Source organism: Lyngbya sp. CCY1209 (genome assembly GCF_035615495.1).
Taxonomy (GTDB): Bacteria; Cyanobacteriota; Cyanobacteriia; order Cyanobacteriales; family Microcoleaceae; genus Limnospira.
In genome coordinates, this window is sequence record NZ_JAJENU010000540.1 from 1 (window position 1) to 17,513 (window position 17,513).

Sequence of the window (17,513 nt, forward strand, 5' to 3'; positions counted from 1 at the left end):
CCCAGCCCCCCTTTGTAAGGGGGGAGAATTTCTCAAACTCCCCCTTGGCAAGGGGGATAATGGGGGATCGATACTGCTTGGGTTCTACGGGTGACGGCGGTGTGGGCCGATCGCCCGGTTTTCCCGGTGTATTCGGCGGGTTCGGTCAGTCGGGGGCGTCCGGAACGGACGGGCGATCGACGTTTTCGGGCAACAGTCCCGGCAACGGCGGTATCGGCGGCGACGGTGGCAATGGTGCGGGTTTGGGCGGCGCGATTTTCGTCAACTCCGGCGGCAATTTGGCTTTAATTGACAGCCGTTTCAACAACAACTTTGCCACCGCCAACGGCGGCGGTGCCCAGGGTGGCGGCGGGGCGATTTTTGTCCTCGGTGGGGCGACGGCGGCGGGGACGGGATTGAGTTTCAACAGCAATATTGCCTTTAACGGCGATCGCGATGTTTCCGGAACTTTGGGCAATCTCACCATTCCCCTGGCCACGATCGCACCCCGCCAAACTCTCCAAGAAAGTCGGCCCGGATCGGGTCAGTTTGTCGTCAATTTGTCCAATTCCTTCCCCGTGGATATCGAGGTCAATTATAGTGTGGGCGGGACGGCGACTCCCGGCCAAGATCACGCCCTCTTCGGCGGTACGATCGCGATCCCGGCGGGTCAGACTTCGGCGATCCTCGATCTGGGGGTGCTCGACGATACGATTTACGATCCCGACGAAACGGTTATCGTCACCCTCAATTCGGGCCGCAATTATCGGACGACTTTTTGAACCCGCAGTGTGACAACCCCGATCGCCGACAACGAGCCCCTGGTCGCGATCGCGCCGGGTGTGACCCCCCAGGAAGAGGGGGAAATTCCCGGAACCTTCGATCTGACGCTGACACAACCCGCCCCCGCCGGGGGACTGGTGGTGGATTACGAAGTGGAGAGGACGGCGACACCCGGAGACGATGACGAACCCCTGACGGGCAATATTTTGATTCCCGCCGGGGCGAACCGGGGCACCATCGAGGTCGCCACCTTCGACGACGTATTTATCGACCCCGATGAAACCGTGATTTTTTGGCGGAAGGGGAGGAAACCGTCGAATTGACCCTGGAAGCGGGGGAAAATTACGCGATCGCGGCCGACAATACCGCATCGACTTCATCACCCACGCCGCCGACAGTGCCGATGCCGACTACGACGGGATCGCGATCGCCGAAATTGCCGTCCAAATTGCCGACGACGACAGGCCGACGGTGACGGTGGCCTCCGGCGGCGACGGCAGCGAACAGAGCGCGATTCCGGGCATTTTCAGCCTGTTTTTGAGCGATCGGGCCCCGGCGGGGGGCGTGGAAGTGGCCTACAGCCTGGACGGGGAGGCCCAACCGGTGGCGGACTACAGGCCGCTATCGGGGACGGTATTAATTCCGGAGGGGGAATTCGGGGCGAATGTATTTGTCAATCCGGTCAATGACGCGATCACGGTGTCTGCGGTGGACGATGGGATTGTGGAAGACGTTCATTCCAGTTTTATAACCCACGCCGCCGCCAGCGCCGATGCCGACTACGAGGGCATCGAAATCCGCGACTTCACCGCCAATATCCGCGATCGCAGTTTCGACCCCCGCACCACCGCCGAGGGTTTGGGAGTCGCCTTCGACCGGCTGCAAGAGGTTCTGGAACGGGAACTGCACGCGATCGCCCTGCCGATTGTGGGGGAAATCGACGACTTCGCCCCCGCCTTTATCGAACGGTTCCGCAACACCGTCGTCAACCGCATCGTCACCGCCCGCGACCTCACCCAAGGGGAATTGGAATTGAGCGGGGTGGGAAGTTTCAACACGGCCTTTTTCGATGCGGTGGTGGCGATCGACGAAGTGATCCAATTGGCGGCACAATTGCAGGAGGGGGAAAATATCGTCATCGAGCGCGGTTCTTATGTCTTGGAAGGGTTCGACGGATTCGGCTACGATACCTCCGGCCTGACCCAGTGGGCAAATAACGATTTTGCCGCCTCCGAGGCGTTCCGGGTTCTGGACGGGTTCTTTTTGAGCGATCGCGGGCCGGATCGGGTCCGGTTCCGTGGATCTAGCCGATCCGAACCAATTGCGGGCAGTTTTGGAGGCAGTCGCGGCGGATTTGGGCGAAACGGCCGAGACTGCCGCCACCATCATCGCCGAGGGCAACCGGCGAATCGATGCCATCGCCGCGGGGGATCTGTCCCTGGAGGAACGGGCCACGGAAATCACCCGGGTGCAATTTGTCGCCCAAGGTGACGTGGCGGCGGACTTGGAGGCTTTGGGCGGCGGTTCTCTGTCCGGGGAGGATGCGATCGCCGACGGCATCGTTGTTCTGGCGGAAATGGACGCCGGCACGATGGTGGAAATCGATCGCGACGGCCCGGACGGCGGCAGCGGACTGCAACCGCTGCTGATGGTGGAAAATGTCACTCCCGAGGAGTTAGAAAATCCCGAAAATTTCATCTTCTAAGCTCAGAATCAGGGCGCATCTCAATCCAGTGGGAGCATCTCCCTCCCCACTTTTTTGAATGACAAAAAAACTCTCCGTGTTCTCTGTGCCTCTGTGGTTGAATTTTCCAAAAATCGATCGCGTATTAGAAATCTCCCACGCCTGTCCGATGCGGTGGGAGTTCGAGGAATATTCCCCGGCAAATCCGGTCAAATAAGCGGAGCTGATAATGATCCTGCTATCCCGCCCCTGTCCCAATTTTTCCGTCCCGGGACGGGATATTTTCGATTATCCGCTTTCGGATTGACTCAAAGTTTCGGGAACTTTGGGACGGGCTGGACGCAACATAAATTGGGCGATGATAATCCCGACGATCGCCAACCCCGCCATCGGATAAAAGGCGTAGGTGTAGCTGCCGAAAATGTCGCGAATTTGTCCGGCGACGAGGGTTCCCAGTAATGCCCCGGTGCCGTAGGCGGTGAATACCAAGCCGTAATTTTGGGCGTAATTGTCCGGGTTGAAAAATGTCAATGTTGTCGTGGGCGCGATCGCCAGCCAGCCCCCCAGAGACATCCAAAATAGGGCGAAGGCGACCATGTAAGTGAGGACTTGACCTTCGGAGGCGTTCAACATTAAAATCGAGCCGATCAGGATTAAAATGTAGGAGACAAATGCCGCCCCTTTCGGCTTCAATCGGTCGGTCAGCCACCCGAATAACGGCCGTCCGAGGCCGTTAAAAATGGCGAAGATAGAAACCGCGATCGCCGCCGTTTCGGGTTCGAGTTGAATAATTTCTTGGCCGACCGGGGAACCGATTCCGATCGCAGAAAGTCCGACAAATGTGCCGATAACGTAGCACAGCCACAGGCCGTAAAATGAGCGCGATCGCAGCATCGGCGTCTCCGCATATGCCCTCGCCAATTCGGGCGCGTTTGCATTCGGTATCGGAGGCGTCCACCCCTCGGGGGGCCATTTCAATTGAGTGGCGAGGATCGCCACAATGACGGTAAAAAGAACTCCTAAAATAATGAAAGTGGTTAAAACTCCGTAAATCGAAAGCAGGTAAGTTGCCAGCGGTGCCGTAATTAAAGGAGATAAACCGAACCCGATCACCGTCAACCCCACGGCTAATCCTTTGCGGTCCGGAAACCACTTCGCACAGACCGCCAGCGGCACCCCGTAGGCGATGCCCACCCCCGCCCCGGCGATGACTCCGTAAGTTAAAATCAACATCGGCAAATTGACGGCAAATCCCGACAAAATGTAGCCGATTCCCATCACCGCACCCCCGAAAGTTGCGACCCGCCGAACGCCGAAGCGATGCAGATAAAACCCGGTAATGGGCATCCCGACGGCGTACATCACCAACAAAAATGTGAATGGCAATAAACTTTGGGTGGCATTCAGATCGAACAACTCTTCTAGTGGCTTCCTAAAAATACTCCAGGAATAAACCGTTCCCAAACACAGCATGATCGTAATTCCCAGAGGGATAAACAGCCACCTCCCGCGAGACGGGGGCAGTCCGAACAGTTTAAATGGTGTGGTTTCGTTCATTTTTGAGACCCCATGTGGCAATGCGACGACCTTGGATGTACGAGGCAATCTTTTTCATAACTATTAGCGAATTGGTTGAGTCTTGTCAAATATTTTGCCTCCTCAGTTAATCCTTAAAAGATCCCGATCGCTCTCAAATATGAGCAAATCTTGATAAATGATTGGGCGATCGTATCGATCGCAATATCACATCCGATTCAATACTCAAAAATCGAACTCCCCCCTGACAGGCAACCCGAGACGGTTGCCACCACCGGGGGTCAGGGATGGCGGTTCGACAAGCGGATCTGAATATAAATCGCCAACCCCCACAGCATGACCTCTCGGGAATTAAATTTTTGATTAAATTCGTATTTTTCGCCTCGTTTTATGTTATAATTATTTCATCGTTTAAGACGATGGGTTATTTCCCTAAATGCTGCAAATTATGATTTAAAAAACTTATCAGGCAGTTCCGCTGAGAAATAATCTGTTGCCCCCGGTGTCATGGGAACTGTTATTTTTCTCTCCTCCCCCGAACTCTGGTCGGTTCAACCCGACATCGGACATCCCCTGAAGCCTCAACGGTTGCGGCAAACTTTTGAGTTGCTGTCTGACTACGGGGCGTTTGATGCTGCCAATATTGAGGTGATTCCCCCCAGAGTCGCCACTGACGAAGAAATCGCCCAATTTCACACCTCAGTTTATATCGAGGTGGTGAACCAATTGAGTTGGGGGAAAGCCGTTCCCGATGCCATACAATTCGGTTTGGGGACGACGGACAACCCGATTTTCGAGGGGATGAAAGAGGCGGAATCGTTGAAGGTGGGCGGTGCGTTGCAGGCGGCGGAACTGCTGTGGAAAAAAGAAGCCGAGATCGCCTTTAGCTACGGCGGCGGAATGCACCACGGCTTCCCCAATTTTGCCTCCGGTTTTTGCATTTTCAACGATGCAGCGATCGCCATCCAATGGCTGGTCGAAAAAAACTTGAAAGTCGCCTATCTCGACCTCGACGTACACCACGGGGACGGCGTGCAGCAAGCCTTTTATGAGAGCGATCGCGTCCTGACCATTTCCCTCCACCAAGACGGACGCACCCTATTTCCCGGAACCGGGGCGATCGCCGAAATTGGCCGGGAAAAAGGCATCGGATACAGCGTCAATTTGCCCTTCCCGCCGGGGACAACGAACCGCTCTTATCTGTGGGCATTTTCCGAAATCGTACCGCCTTTATTAGAACGCTTTCAAGCCGATCTCATCGTCACCCAACTGGGGGTCGATACCCACTACAGCGATCCGCTGGCGGAACTGTCACTAACGACGAGAGCCTACGAAAAACTCTATCAAAAACTATCGGAATTGTCGATACCCTGGCTGGCATTGGGCGGCGGTGGCTACAATTTGGATGTCGTCCCCCGGGCTTGGACCCTGGCTTTTGGGGCGATGTCCGGCCAAAACTTTGACAACCACTTGCCCCTCAACTACAAACTCAAATACGGCGGCGAATTTCTGCGGGATATGATGCCCCCAAAACTGGAATCAGAACGCCTCCGCGATCGCGTCGAAAAAATGGTCGAAGCCGTCAAAACCTTGCATTATCTGTAGTTCGAGTCCCCCCCACGGGCAACCCGAGACGGTTGCCCCCACGGGTTGCTGGGAGGGCGAGGGAGAGACGGTTAAACAAGCGGATTCGATATTATTTAAAAGCCATTTTCAATTCGTAAACCCCTTCCTCAATCTTTTTGTCCAACTCGAAACCCATCTTTTCAAATAGGTGCAACATCGGTTTATTTTCAAACAAAACCTCCGCCGTAAATCCCAGCAGACCGCGTTTTTTTGCCAAATAAGTCAGGTAAGAAAGCAACTGCATCCCGATGCCCTGATTGTGATACTCGTCGCGGACGACAAACGCCGCTTCCGCCGTGTGACTCGTTTCGTCAATTCCATACTGTCCCAAGCCCAAAATTTCTTCCTTTTGTTCATCCTGGCGGAGGGCGAGAACGATCATTTCCTGGCTAAAATCGACGATCGCAAATTTCTGCAACCGTTCGTGGGGCATATCTTTGCGGGCCGACATGAACCGCCGATAGAGGCTTTCGTCGGAGAGGGAATAGAAGAAATCTTTCAACAAAGGTTCGTCGCTGATTTTGACGGGACGCAGCAAAATTTCCAGCCCGGTTTCCGTGGTTCTGTAGGTTTCCAACTCTTCCGGATATGCCCCTTTTTCCCCTGAAATAAACGCCTGATCTTTGTAAATCAGATTCAGTTTTTTCGCCTCCTCAATCAACCAGGGCTGAAACTTGGGGTGGGCGATCGCGATCAGAGCCATCGCCCGTTCCCGGATATTTTTTCCAGCCAAATAGGCGATGCCGTATTCGGTGACGACATAGTGCAAATCTCCCCGGTTCAAAGTCACCCCCGAACCCTCCGTCAAAAAGGGGACGATGCGGGACACTTGCCCATTTTCCGCCGTCGCCTGTAGCGTCAAAATCGTTTTGCCGTGGCGGGACAAAACGGCCCCCCGCATGAAGTCCGCCTGTCCGCCGATGCCGCTGTAAAAAACTCGCCCCAGGGATTCCGCCGTCGCCTGTCCCGTCAGGTCAATTTCCAGGGCACTGTTGATGGCAACCATGCGATCGTGCTGGGCGATATTCAGGGGATTATTCGTATAGTCAACGCTTCTAAATTGGATAGCGGGATTATCGTGTATAAAGTCGTAGGTCGATGTTTTTCCCATGCAGAACGTCGCCACCGTTTTGCCCCGGTTGATCGTCTTTTTGCTGTTATTAATTACGCCGATTCTCATCAAATCGACGATGCCATCGGAGAGCAATTCGGTGTGGACACCTAAATTTTTTTTGTCCTTCAAATTCGACAAGATGGCATTGGGGATGCTGCCGTATCCCACCTGAATCGTATCCCCGTCACCGATGAGGCGGGCGACATATTTTCCAGTCCGCTCGGCAATTTCGCTGTCGCCTCCGGCATCATATTCTAAAATCGGTTCGTCGTGGTGAATGATAAAGTCCACATCCTCGATGTGAATGAATCCATCCCCGTGAACCCGGGGCATATGAGAATTGACTTGGGCGATGACCAACTTGGCTTTTTCAGTCGCCATTTTGACGATATCGACGCTAATTCCCAAACTCATGTAACCGTGCATATCCGGTAGAGAAGTCTGGATCAGTGCGACATCGATGGGGACGAGTCCCCGCTCGAAAATGCCGGGAATTTGCGATAGAAAAATTGGGGTATAGTCGGCCAAACCTTGGTTGACAGATGCCCGGGTATTGTGTCCGACGAAAAACGAATTATGGCGGAAATTGTCTTTCAATTTTTCGTCGGCGTAGGGGGCGACTCCCAGGGTCCACACCTGGAACACTTCCGCATCAAAAAAGGCTTTGGGGTGGGATTTGACATATTGACTCAAAGCGTCAACCAAATATTGCGGTTCGCCACAACCCGTCCCGATAAAGATGCGATCGCCCCGGTGGATGTGGCCGAAAATTTGCTCCTGGGTGGCGAACTTTTTGCGATATTCTGCTTTCAGACGATCGAGGTTGGCATTCAGAGCGGGTGAGTTCATAATCGCCAGATCCGTCAGTTTCAATCAGATTCGTCGGGGGTTTATGGCGGACAATCGGTGAAAACCGTTTTGACTGTCCCGGCGACCACCATAAACGCCCCGCGATTTCTATGGTGTATCAGAAAACACGATTTTCGCGATCGCTCTTTGGGACGGTATCCCGCCCCGGGGGCGGGATATTTTTCGGCTATCCGTTTTCGGATGGACTGGCAGTTTCGGTAACTTTTGAACGGGTCGGACGCAACATAAATTGAGCTAAAATAATCCCGACGATCGCCAACCCCGCCATCGGATAAAAAGCGTAGGTGTAGCTGCCGAAAATGTCGCGAATTCGTCCGGCGACCAGGGTTCCCAGCAGCGCCCCCACGCCGTAGGCGGTGAAGACGATGCCGTAATTCTGGGCGTAATTTTCCGGTTTAAAAAACGTCAAAGTTGCCGTGGGCGCGATCGCCAGCCAGCCGCCCAACGACATCCAAAACAGGGCGAAGGCGACCATGTAAGTCAGGACTTGACCTTCGGAGGCATTCAACATCAAAATCGAGCCGATCAAGATCGCGACGTAGGAAACCATCGCCGCCCCTTTCGGCTTCAAGCGATCGGTCAGCCACCCGAATAGCGGCCGTCCGACGCCGTTAAAAATGGCGAAAATCGAAACCGCGATCGCCGCCGTCCCGGCGTCGAGTTTGATAATTTCCTGGCCGACAGGGGCACCGATCCCGATCGCCGAGAGCCCCACGAACGTGCCGATGGTGTAGCACAGCCACAGGCCGTAAAAAGAGGGCGATCGCAGCATCGGCGTTTCCGAAATTGCTGTCGTGAATTCCGGCTTTTTAACATTCGGTTGGGAAGGATTCCACCCCTCGGGCGCCAATTTCAACTGGGTCGCGATCGCCGCCACAATGACAGTAAAAACCACCCCCAAAATGATGAACGTCGGCAAAACCCCGTAAGCCGCAATCAGGCGGGTCGCCAGCGGCGCCGTCACCAGGGGAGACAGCCCGAATCCCACCACCGTCAGCCCCACGGCCAACCCTTTGCGATCGGGGAACCAACTCGCGCAGACCGCCAGCGGCACCCCGTAGGCGATGCCCACACCAGCCCCGGCGATAATCCCGTAAGCCAAAATCAGGACGAACAGGTTGGGGGCGAACCCCGACAAAATGTAGCCGATTCCCATCACCACACCGCCACAGGCGACGACCCGCCGCACCCCGAACCGGCGCAGGTAAAACCCGGCGATCGGCATCAAAACGGCGAACGTCACCAACAAAATTGTAAACGGCAGCAGGCTTTGGGTGGCGCTCAAGTCAAACAATTGTTCCAACGGCTTTCTAAAAATACTCCAGGAATAAACGGTCCCCAAACACAACATGACCGCAATTCCCAGGGGGACGAACAGCCACCGACCTTGAGACGGCGGCAGTCCGAAGAGTTTAAAAGGTGTAGTCTCGTTCATTTTGCAGACCCAAATTCGGCAATGCACCAATGCAAAAACTGAGAGGCGATCGGCCAACTCATCTGTATTGTTGCCCGAAACGAATCCAAAAGGCAAATGGTTAAAATCCGCCAAAATTCAAGGGCGATTTCATTCTCTTCAACGAATGCCGAGAAACGCGGGCGGAGGAGGCAGGGGAGCGAAGGAGTGGGAACAAATCTAAAATCTAAAATCTAAAATCTAAAATTCCCGACTCCCGACTCCCGACTCCCGACTCCCCACACCCTTCACCCTTCACCCGCCGCGCAATTTCTCCAACACGCCGCGATCTTGCAGCGTGGACGTGTCGCCGGAAATCTCCTCGCCGGAAGCGAGCGATCGCAGCAGGCGGCGCATAATCTTGCCGGAACGGGTTTTCGGCAATTCCTCCGTGAACCGAATTTCCTTCGGGCGGGCCAGGGCACCGATCTCGTTGACGACGTGCTGCTTCAATTCATTTTCCAACTCCTCGCTGGCGTCGAGATCCTCTTTCAGCGTGACAAAAGCCACGATCTCCTCGCCCTTAACTTCGTGGGGACAGCCCACCACCGCCGCCTCGGCAACCGCCGGGTGGGATACCAACGCCGACTCCACCTCCATCGTCCCCAGGCGGTGTCCGGCCACGTTGATCACGTCATCGACCCGGCCCATCACCCAAAAATAGCCCTCCTCATCTTTGCGGGCGCCGTCCCCGGCAAAATAGATGGGATTCCCATCCTGCGGGCGCAAATATTCCCAATAGGTGCGACGGAAGCGATCGGGGTCGCCGTACACCGTCCGCATCATTCCCGGCCAGGGCTGCCGCACCACCAGATAGCCGCCACTTTCGTCCGTGACGGGTTCCCCCTCCGCATCCACCACGTCGGCGACGATGCCGGGAAAGGGCAGGGTGCAAGACCCCGGTTTGGTGGGCGTCGCGCCGGGGAGGGGCGTAATCATCACCCCGCCGGTTTCCGTCTGCCACCAGGTATCGACGATGGGGCATTTCCCGCCGCCGATGACGCGGTGATACCACATCCACGCCTCGGGGTTGATGGGTTCGCCCACCGTGCCCAACAGCCGCAGGGACGAGAGGTCGCGGGCGTCGGGGTGCTGTTCCCCCAGTTTCATCAAAGCGCGGATGGCGGTGGGGGCGGTATAAAAGATCGTCACCCCGTATTTTTGCACCACGTCCCACAGACAGCCCGGGTTGGACGCCCGGGGCGCGCCCTCGTACATCAGGGTCGTGGCGCCGTTGGACAGGGGGCCGTAGACGATATAGCTGTGGCCCGTGATCCAGCCCACATCGGCGGTACACCAGTAGACGTCATCATCCCGGAGGTCGAAAATCCATTTGCTGGTGACGTGGGTGTAGAGGTTGTAACCCCCCGTGGTGTGGACGACGCCCTTGGGTTTGCCGGTGGTGCCACTGGTGTAGAGGATGAACAGCATATCCTCGCTGTCCATTTCTTCGGCGGGGCAGTCGGCGGAGACTCGGGTTTGCAGGTCGTGCCACCAGTGATCCCGCCCCGGTTGCATCGAGATCTCCTGTTGGGTGCGTTTGACGACCAACACGTTTTCCACCCCGGGGGCGCCGGCTTCCAGGGCTTTATCCACCTGATCTTTGAGGGGGACGATCGCATCTTTTCGCCACCCGCCGTCAGCGGTAATCACCAGTTTGGCTTCCGCGTCTTCCAGGCGATCTTTGAGGGCCTCGGCGCTGAAGCCACCAAATACCACCGTGTGGGGCGCGCCGATGCGGGCGCAGGCCAACATCGCGATCGCCGCGGACGGAATCATGGGCATATAAATCCCGACGCGATCGCCTTTTTTCACCCCCAACTCTTTGATGGCGTTCGCCATCTGGCAGACTTCCCGGTGCAATTCGGCGTAGGTGAAAATCCGAGAATCCCCCGGTTCCCCCTCCCAAATCAGGGCGGGTTTGTCTTTGCGATCGCCGTTCAGGTGGCGATCGAGGCAGTTGTAAGAAATGTTAATTTTTCCCCCCGCGAACCACTGAGCGAAGGGCGGCTGCCAGTCCAACACCCGCTCCCACTTTTTGAACCAGTGCAATTCCGTCTCGGCCAGTTCTTCCCAAAATCCCTCCGGGTCGGTTTTTGCCCGGTCGTACAATTGGCGATATTCGTCCAAATTCTTGATGTGAGCCCGGTTGGAAAAGTCCTCGGACGGATGGAACAGCCGCTTCTCGTGCAGGATCGACTCGATGGTTGCTTGTGACATCAGAAGTTTCTCCCCGATTTTAAATGGATTGAATGGATGGAAAGTCCCGTCCGGCCGCGACGGCAATCGGGCCGACAAACCCGGCGCCTCGATGCCGCCGGTCGGTCGAACGTTCGCAAAAATTTTAATTGTTAAAAAACCATGACCCTGTCATCAGCCATATTATACTCCAAGCCGATATTGGACGCGGGCAAGAAAACCAACAATTTTTTGGGTTAATTCACCCTCTATTGTCTGATATGAAAGCATTTCACACGATAGTAAGTATATTTGCTTACCGATGATAAGATTTACAAAATGTATAAAATCTTGATTTTTTTTAAGATTTTTGGGATATCTTATTTGTCGCAAAAGTACCGCCTAATTTTAGTTTATCAAGTGCCACCGTTGGTTGTCAAACTCGAAATAATGGAGGGGCATTTGTAGCACTGCGAGAGTCGGTTCGGACGGAGCCGAACTCCCCCAACTCTGATGGGTAGGAATTTGACAGAACCTAGCCCCCGAAAGCTGGTGGCTTGCGGCCCTGCCATTCGGGAGATTGAAAATCCGCCGGATTGTGTGATAAACTCGATCGCCATGAATACTCCCAGCCACGCCATCATCAACCTCGCCCTCCTCGCCGGTTCGGGGCGACCCGAGGCAAATTTAATGATCGTTTTCGGGGCAATGGTACCCGACATTCCCATCTTTATTTTCTACGGGTGGACGAAGGTGATCGCCAAAATGCCCGAACGTCAAATTTGGTCGGAGGCTTACTATTCTCCGCCGATGCAAACCGTCGTCGCCGCGTTTCATTCCATCCCCATCGCGGCTTTGGGATGGGCGATCGCGTTCCAATTTGAATGGCAAATTCCCCAGTTATTGTGTCTCAGCCTGATCCTGCATTCTTTATTCGATCTTCCCGTTCACAACGACGACGCACACCGGCATTTTTTCCCCGTGAGCAATTACCGATTGATCAGCCCCGTTTCTTACTGGAACCCCAGACAATACGGCGCGATCGTGGCATTCGTCGAAATTCTTTTAGTATTATTCGCGACGGTTTCCATCTTTTCCCAAGTGCGATCGCCCGTCGGACAGGGATTGATGGTACTCGTCAACGGATTCTATTGTCTGGGTTACGGTTATCAAATCTGGCGGCGAATTCAAAGGCGATCAAGAATTACCCAAGCGTGATTTTTCGACCCGTTCGGCGAGTAGCAACGCCTCTTTATGGCGGATTTCTTCTCCCACGGTGAAATTCAGTTGGGCGCCGAAGAGCATCACCAAACAACTGATATTCAACCACAACAAAAGAACGATAAACGTGCCGAGTGCCCCGTAGATATTATAGTATTCCGTTTGATAGACGTACCATCGAAATAAATTGGAAATTAACGCCCAAAAAATGGCGGCGAGAATCGCACCGGGAATTAATGGGGTGTTGGGTTTTCGGAAACTCGGGCCGTAGCGGTAAATGAGGGCGAAGTTGGTGGAGACGATGCCGAGGGTGATCGGCCACCGGAGGCGCTTCCAGGTGTCGAGCAAGGTCGATCGCAACAGACAATCTTGGACGGGCGGCTTGTAGAGACAGGTGTTAATTTGGTCGAGGGGACAGTTTCCCACCGTCTCCAAAATGCAGCTTTTGCGAGCCAAAATTTCCATCATTGCGTCGCTGATAAATATCGCCGCACAGGCCATAATTAATAAAAATAACGTGCCGAATGTCAGGGCGATCGCGATCAGTTTCGCTTTCCAAAACGGCCGGCGGCGATTGGGGGGGACTTGGTGGATCTGATTCAAAGCCGCCATCGCCGAACCGATCACCCCGGAAAATAGCCAAACCGAAATGATAAAACTAAAGGAAAACGCTTTGGAACTCATGCCCGTCCCCGCCTGATCCAGGGTGGTTCCGATCAGTTTCTGCACCTCTTCGGGGACGACTTCTCCCAACAAACTCGCCATTTCCAACAGCGTCGATTGTAGGGATTCGTAGGCACCGATCGCCGCAAAAACAGCCAGGACTGCCGGCACCAATGCCAGGGTCGAATTGAACGCCATTTCCGCCGACAAACCGGGCAAGCGATGCCGGAGAACGTAAACTCCCAGGCGGTGAATCGTTGTCCAGTTCAGGTAAGTAAAGAATAAAAAGAAATGGACAATTCGCTTTTTGATCTGGCGGCCGATCCACCACAGGCTTTTGAGAAGTATAACCACTCCGTCGGCGACTTTTTCAGCACCCCACTCGAACCGGCGGTACAGCCGTTCGGGATGCAAAATCTGTCCGAGTTTCGCTCCCCGGAACAGGGTTTGCACGCTCCCCCACAAAAATCGAAGCACATTAAATAAAAGGGTGGCGAGTCCTTCGGAGGCATCTTCAATCAGCCGCTCCAGATTTCGCCAGTCGAACAGGTGGTGTAATACCGCCCTGTGGAGATGAGATAAAAATTTAAAGGGGCGGGCGAGTAGCATTATCCTATTGTGGTGGGGTGGGTTGATACTTTCCGTTATAACAAGTACGGGGGCGACACCACCCAAACGGGAACTGACCCATCGAACCGCTAAAATCGGAAATTGAACCGTCTTCTATTTTAAAAATCGCGAACCCAATTGATATGACCGGAAACGTCAGGCAATGGTTGGATGAAATCAAACGGCTCCGGGAGGAGTTGGGGCAACTGCAGCGCGATCGCGACACGGCGATCGAGAGCGCGGACCAGTGGCGGGAACGCTACAACACCGAAGCCCAGCAGCGTCGGGAGGACGCCCGCCGCAACCGGGAAACCATCGCCCAACTGAAAGCCGAACTCGAACGGCTACAGGAAAAATTCGGACTCCCCAAAAACGAGATCGTGACTCGGGTGACGGCGCGGCGGGAGGTGGAAGGACTGCACACCGCCGAAGAATTGAGAGCCCGGGTGGTGGATGTCACCCTGGAGCGCGATCGCGCCCGGGAACAGCTCCGGCAACTCACGGAAGCCCTGGAAACCGAAAAAGCCGCCCACCTCGAAACCCGCAACAGCCTCACCACCGCCCTCGGGGACACGATGGACCTGCTGGCTAAAGCCCAAGGCGCCGGAAAAACCGGGGCACCGAAACGGGACTCCCCAGAATCTCAACCCCAAAGCCAACTCCCCCCCCTACCGCCGAATTGAGGGAGTCGGGAGTCGGGAGTCGGGAGTCGGGGAAGACAATCAATTGATAATTATCAATTATCAATTATCAATTATCAATTATCAAAACCCCATCGCCCGGGCGACGGCCTCCAGGTTGGCCTCGATCCCTTCTTGGCAGGGGTTGTTGCAGTGGTCGATCGCCACCCCCGGATCTTTCAAACCGTTACCCGTCAACACGCAGACGACCGTTGCCCCGGCCGGAACCTGGTCTTTGACTTTCAGCAGGCCGGCCACAGAGGAGGCGCTGGCGGGTTCGCAGAAGACGCCCTCTTGGGACGCCAGCAGCCGGTAGGCCTCCAGGATCTCTTCGTCGGTGACAGCGGTGAAACTGCCCTGGCTGGCTTCCTGGGCGGCTACAGCCATTTTCCAACTGGCGGGGTTGCCGATGCGGATGGCCGTGGCGAGGGTTTCGGGGTGGGCGACGGGGGCGCCGTTCACCAGGGGGGACGCCCCGGCGGCCTGGAAACCCATCATTTGGGGCAGGCGATCGCACCGTCCCAGGGAGTGGTACTGGCAAAATCCCATCCAGTAGGCCGTGATGTTCCCCGCATTGCCCACGGGGATGCACAGCCAGTCTGGGGCGTCGCCCAGGGCATCGGCCACCTCGAAGGCACCGGTTTTCTGGCCTTCGAGGCGGTAGGGGTTGACGGAGTTCACCAGCGTGACGGGATAGTGGGACGAGACATCCCGCACGATGGTCAGGGCCTCGTCGAAGTTGCCTTTGATCGCCAAAACCTCCGCGCCGTAGACCAGGGCTTGGGCGAGTTTGCCCAGGGCGACGTACCCCTCGGGAATCAGCACGAAGGCCTTCAAACCGGCGCGGCGGGCGTAGGCGGCGGCGGACGCCGAGGTGTTGCCCGTACTCGCGCAAATCACCGCTTTTGACCCTTCTTCCTTGGCTTTGGAGATCGCCATTGTCATTCCCCGGTCTTTGAACGATCCGGTGGGGTTGAGGCCGTCGTATTTGACGTAAACCTGCACCTGTTTTCCGATCCGTTCGGCGACAGACCGGACCGGGATCAGGGGGGTATTGCCTTCCTGGAGGGTGACGACCGGGGTCGCGTCGCTGACCGGAAGGTATTCCCGATAAGCTTCGATCAAACCGGGCCAGGTGTTCAGTTTCCGTTGAGTTGGGGGGACAGTCAGGGTCATTTCGATGTTAAAAGTTTGTGAGGTCTCGCTCGGGTGGCTTGACTTGGTTGAGTGTTCGTGGTAAATAACTCTGGGCTAATCGCTGAGTGTGCCGTTGCAGCCGGTGGCGGTTGAAACGGTGGCGCAGAGTAACCCTTAACTCAGTTTACTCCTTTTGTCAACATCGGGTCACGTCAATTCGTGAATTGTGATGTTTTTTTTCAAAACCGTTTAACATTGGGTTACGATAAAGTTAAGATTTGTTGAGTTCAGTTTCGATATCCAGTCAATTGCTGATGCCAACTCATTCATCCACCCTGTCCCGCCCGCAAAAATCGGAAGTCCCCCCGCGATCGCGATCGGACTCGTCCCCGTCCCAATCTCTCAAGGGAGACCACATGAAGTCCCCCTACAACGTCGATCAGCAAGTCAAATTTTTGCACCTGCAAGCCGAGGTGGACACCCTATTGTTGCAGTTGCAAACCCTCAAGCAACAGCGGATGACCGCAGCTTTTTCGGAACCTGCGGGGGCCAATTCTGCCCGCCTCGGGCAATCGTAAAAAAATCTAAAACTTGCGATCGCCACTCCATCGGTATGCTATAAAGGGTAAGGCTAAACCGACGCTTTTGACGGGCTGATTCTACCTTCTTGAATCGGCAAATCTCCCGTTCATTTGCAGCCGGAGAACAATTCCAAAGTGATCCGTTGAAAGCGCAGTTTTGACCCGTCAAGTTTGAAAAATTTCCGGGAACTGTTGACCGCCGTCGGAGTTCCTCGAAAGTTTAACAAGCACCTTACCCAGAAGCCAGCTCGACCGTCAGGCGGGGGGCTTCCCATGCCGCATTATCTATGACATTATCAATTGTAAAACCCGAGGATTCCTCCTCATCCGCAATTCCCTCCGACTTGCGCTTGAGGGACATTTTAAATACCCTCCCCCGTGATGTGTTCGTCCAAGATCGACGCCAAGCTTGGACGACCGTGGCCGTCAACGTTTTGATGGTCATTTTAGGTTACGTGGGAATCGCACTTGCCCCCGGATTTTTACTCCCGATCTTTTGGGTGTGGACCGGAACCGCCCTCACCGGCTTTTTCGTCATCGGCCACGACTGCGGCCACCGCTCATTTTCCAACCAGAAGTGGGTCAACGATTGGGTCGGTCACCTCTGCTTCCTCCCCATCATTTATCCCTTCCACAGTTGGCGTATCGGCCACAACCAACACCACAAATACACCAACAAAATGGGGGACGATAACGCCTGGGAACCCTGGCGGAAAGAAGAATACGACAACTTCGGCCCCGTGATGCGATCGATCTACCACCTCGTCCGGGGTCGGATGTGGTGGATGGCCTCAATTCTCCACTGGGCAAACCTGCACTTTGACTGGCGAAAATTCCAGGGCAAACAGCGGGAACAAGTGAGATTTTCCGCCCTGTTGGTCGTCGCATTTGCCGCCATCGCCTTCCCCACCTTAATCGCCACTTTGGGCGTTTGGGGATTCGTCAAATTCTGGCTGCTGCCCTGGCTGGTGTATCACTTCTGGATGAGCACCTTCACCATTGTCCACCACACCGCCCCCGACATTCAGTTCAAAGAACCCGAGGCATGGCACGAAGCCGAATCCCAACTCACCGGGACCGTCCACTGTAACTACCCCCGCTGGGTGGAATTCCTCTGCCACGATATCAACGTGCACATCCCCCACCACATCTCCAGCGCCATCCCCTGGTACAACCTGCGGAAAGCCTACGCCAGCTTACAGGAAAATTGGGGCGAATACCTCTACCCCGAATCCAACTTTTCCTGGGGAATGATGTCCGAAATCGTCGATCGCTGCCACCTGTACGACGAAAACCGTTGCTACCAGTCCATTTCGGAATACAAAAAAAGTTCGGGCGCGCGCTGACACCCTTCAATTTCACAATCTTTTGAATCGAGGTCGGTTGAAAATCCCACAAC

General features: G+C 55.1%; 16 protein-coding genes. 9 read left to right on the plus strand and 7 right to left on the minus strand.

Going from position 1 to position 17,513, the window contains the following annotated elements:
* The first annotated feature begins 59 nt into the window (after positions 1-59).
* From LKE08_RS18155 to LKE08_RS18170, 4 genes are all read left to right on the plus strand, one after another.
* On the plus strand, positions 60-761 hold the full coding sequence (locus tag LKE08_RS18155; RefSeq protein WP_324705662.1) for a hypothetical protein: 702 nt from the start codon (positions 60-62) through the stop codon (positions 759-761).
* A gap of 9 nt (positions 762-770) precedes the next feature.
* The gene (locus tag LKE08_RS18160) at positions 771-1,085 is read left to right on the plus strand and encodes a hypothetical protein (protein ID WP_324705663.1); all 315 of its coding nucleotides are present in this window, start codon (positions 771-773) and stop codon (positions 1,083-1,085) included.
* A gap of 148 nt (positions 1,086-1,233) precedes the next feature.
* The gene (locus LKE08_RS18165; protein WP_324705664.1) at positions 1,234-2,253 is read left to right on the plus strand and encodes a hypothetical protein; all 1,020 of its coding nucleotides are present in this window, start codon (positions 1,234-1,236) and stop codon (positions 2,251-2,253) included.
* Positions 2,231-2,467, plus strand: coding sequence for a hypothetical protein (locus LKE08_RS18170; RefSeq protein WP_324705665.1), 237 nt, complete (start codon positions 2,231-2,233; stop codon positions 2,465-2,467). The genes LKE08_RS18165 and LKE08_RS18170 overlap by 23 nt, the downstream gene beginning before the upstream one ends.
* A gap of 267 nt (positions 2,468-2,734) precedes the next feature.
* Here LKE08_RS18170 and LKE08_RS18175 read toward each other — a convergent pair whose 3' ends face one another.
* On the minus strand, positions 2,735-4,003 hold the full coding sequence (locus LKE08_RS18175) for an OFA family MFS transporter (protein ID WP_324705666.1): 1,269 nt from the start codon (positions 4,001-4,003) through the stop codon (positions 2,735-2,737).
* A 486-nt stretch (positions 4,004-4,489) separates the two neighbouring features.
* Here LKE08_RS18175 and LKE08_RS18180 point away from each other — a divergent pair, with 486 nt between their 5' ends.
* Positions 4,490-5,587 carry an acetoin utilization protein AcuC gene (locus LKE08_RS18180; RefSeq protein ID WP_324705667.1) on the plus strand — a complete coding sequence of 366 codons (1,098 nt, stop codon included), beginning with the start codon at positions 4,490-4,492 and terminating at the stop codon, positions 5,585-5,587.
* A 91-nt stretch (positions 5,588-5,678) separates the two neighbouring features.
* Here LKE08_RS18180 and LKE08_RS18185 read toward each other — a convergent pair whose 3' ends face one another.
* The 3 genes from LKE08_RS18185 to acs all read right to left on the minus strand — a co-directional run bounded on the left by LKE08_RS18185 (position 5,679) and on the right by acs (position 11,265).
* A complete protein-coding gene (locus tag LKE08_RS18185) occupies positions 5,679-7,571 on the minus strand; it encodes a GNAT family N-acetyltransferase (protein WP_324705668.1) in 1,893 nt (630 codons plus the stop codon).
* 187 nt (positions 7,572-7,758) lie between these two features.
* On the minus strand, positions 7,759-9,027 hold the full coding sequence (locus tag LKE08_RS18190; protein WP_324705669.1) for an OFA family MFS transporter: 1,269 nt from the start codon (positions 9,025-9,027) through the stop codon (positions 7,759-7,761).
* Positions 9,028-9,300: 273 nt separating this feature from the next.
* On the minus strand, positions 9,301-11,265 hold the full coding sequence (acs, locus tag LKE08_RS18195) for an acetate--CoA ligase (RefSeq protein WP_324705670.1): 1,965 nt from the start codon (positions 11,263-11,265) through the stop codon (positions 9,301-9,303).
* A 576-nt stretch (positions 11,266-11,841) separates the two neighbouring features.
* Here acs and LKE08_RS18200 point away from each other — a divergent pair.
* On the plus strand, positions 11,842-12,441 hold the full coding sequence (locus tag LKE08_RS18200; RefSeq protein ID WP_324705671.1) for a hypothetical protein: 600 nt from the start codon (positions 11,842-11,844) through the stop codon (positions 12,439-12,441).
* On the opposite strand, the gene LKE08_RS18205 is transcribed toward LKE08_RS18200, so the two are convergent.
* Positions 12,421-13,716 (minus strand): YihY/virulence factor BrkB family protein, encoded by a 1,296-nt coding sequence (locus LKE08_RS18205; protein WP_324705672.1) that lies wholly within the window; start codon positions 13,714-13,716, stop codon positions 12,421-12,423. The genes LKE08_RS18200 and LKE08_RS18205 overlap by 21 nt on opposite strands.
* Before the next feature lie 143 nt (positions 13,717-13,859).
* Here LKE08_RS18205 and LKE08_RS18210 point away from each other — a divergent pair, with 143 nt between their 5' ends.
* Positions 13,860-14,399 carry a hypothetical protein gene (locus LKE08_RS18210; RefSeq protein WP_324705673.1) on the plus strand — a complete coding sequence of 180 codons (540 nt, stop codon included), beginning with the start codon at positions 13,860-13,862 and terminating at the stop codon, positions 14,397-14,399.
* Between the two features lie 81 nt (positions 14,400-14,480).
* Here LKE08_RS18210 and thrC read toward each other — a convergent pair whose 3' ends face one another.
* A complete protein-coding gene (thrC, locus tag LKE08_RS18215) occupies positions 14,481-15,572 on the minus strand; it encodes a threonine synthase (protein WP_324705674.1) in 1,092 nt (363 codons plus the stop codon).
* 275 nt (positions 15,573-15,847) lie between these two features.
* On the opposite strand from thrC, the gene LKE08_RS18220 reads away from it, so the two are divergent.
* Entirely contained in the window at positions 15,848-16,111 is a 264-nt protein-coding gene (locus LKE08_RS18220) for a hypothetical protein (RefSeq protein WP_324705675.1), read from the plus strand.
* Positions 16,112-16,346: 235 nt separating this feature from the next.
* On the opposite strand, the gene LKE08_RS18225 is transcribed toward LKE08_RS18220, so the two are convergent.
* The gene (locus tag LKE08_RS18225; RefSeq protein WP_324705676.1) at positions 16,347-16,475 is read right to left on the minus strand and encodes a hypothetical protein; all 129 of its coding nucleotides are present in this window, start codon (positions 16,473-16,475) and stop codon (positions 16,347-16,349) included.
* A gap of 22 nt (positions 16,476-16,497) precedes the next feature.
* On the opposite strand from LKE08_RS18225, the gene LKE08_RS18230 reads away from it, so the two are divergent.
* On the plus strand, positions 16,498-17,460 hold the full coding sequence (locus LKE08_RS18230) for a fatty acid desaturase (protein WP_324705677.1): 963 nt from the start codon (positions 16,498-16,500) through the stop codon (positions 17,458-17,460).
* Positions 17,461-17,513: the final 53 nt, after the last annotated feature.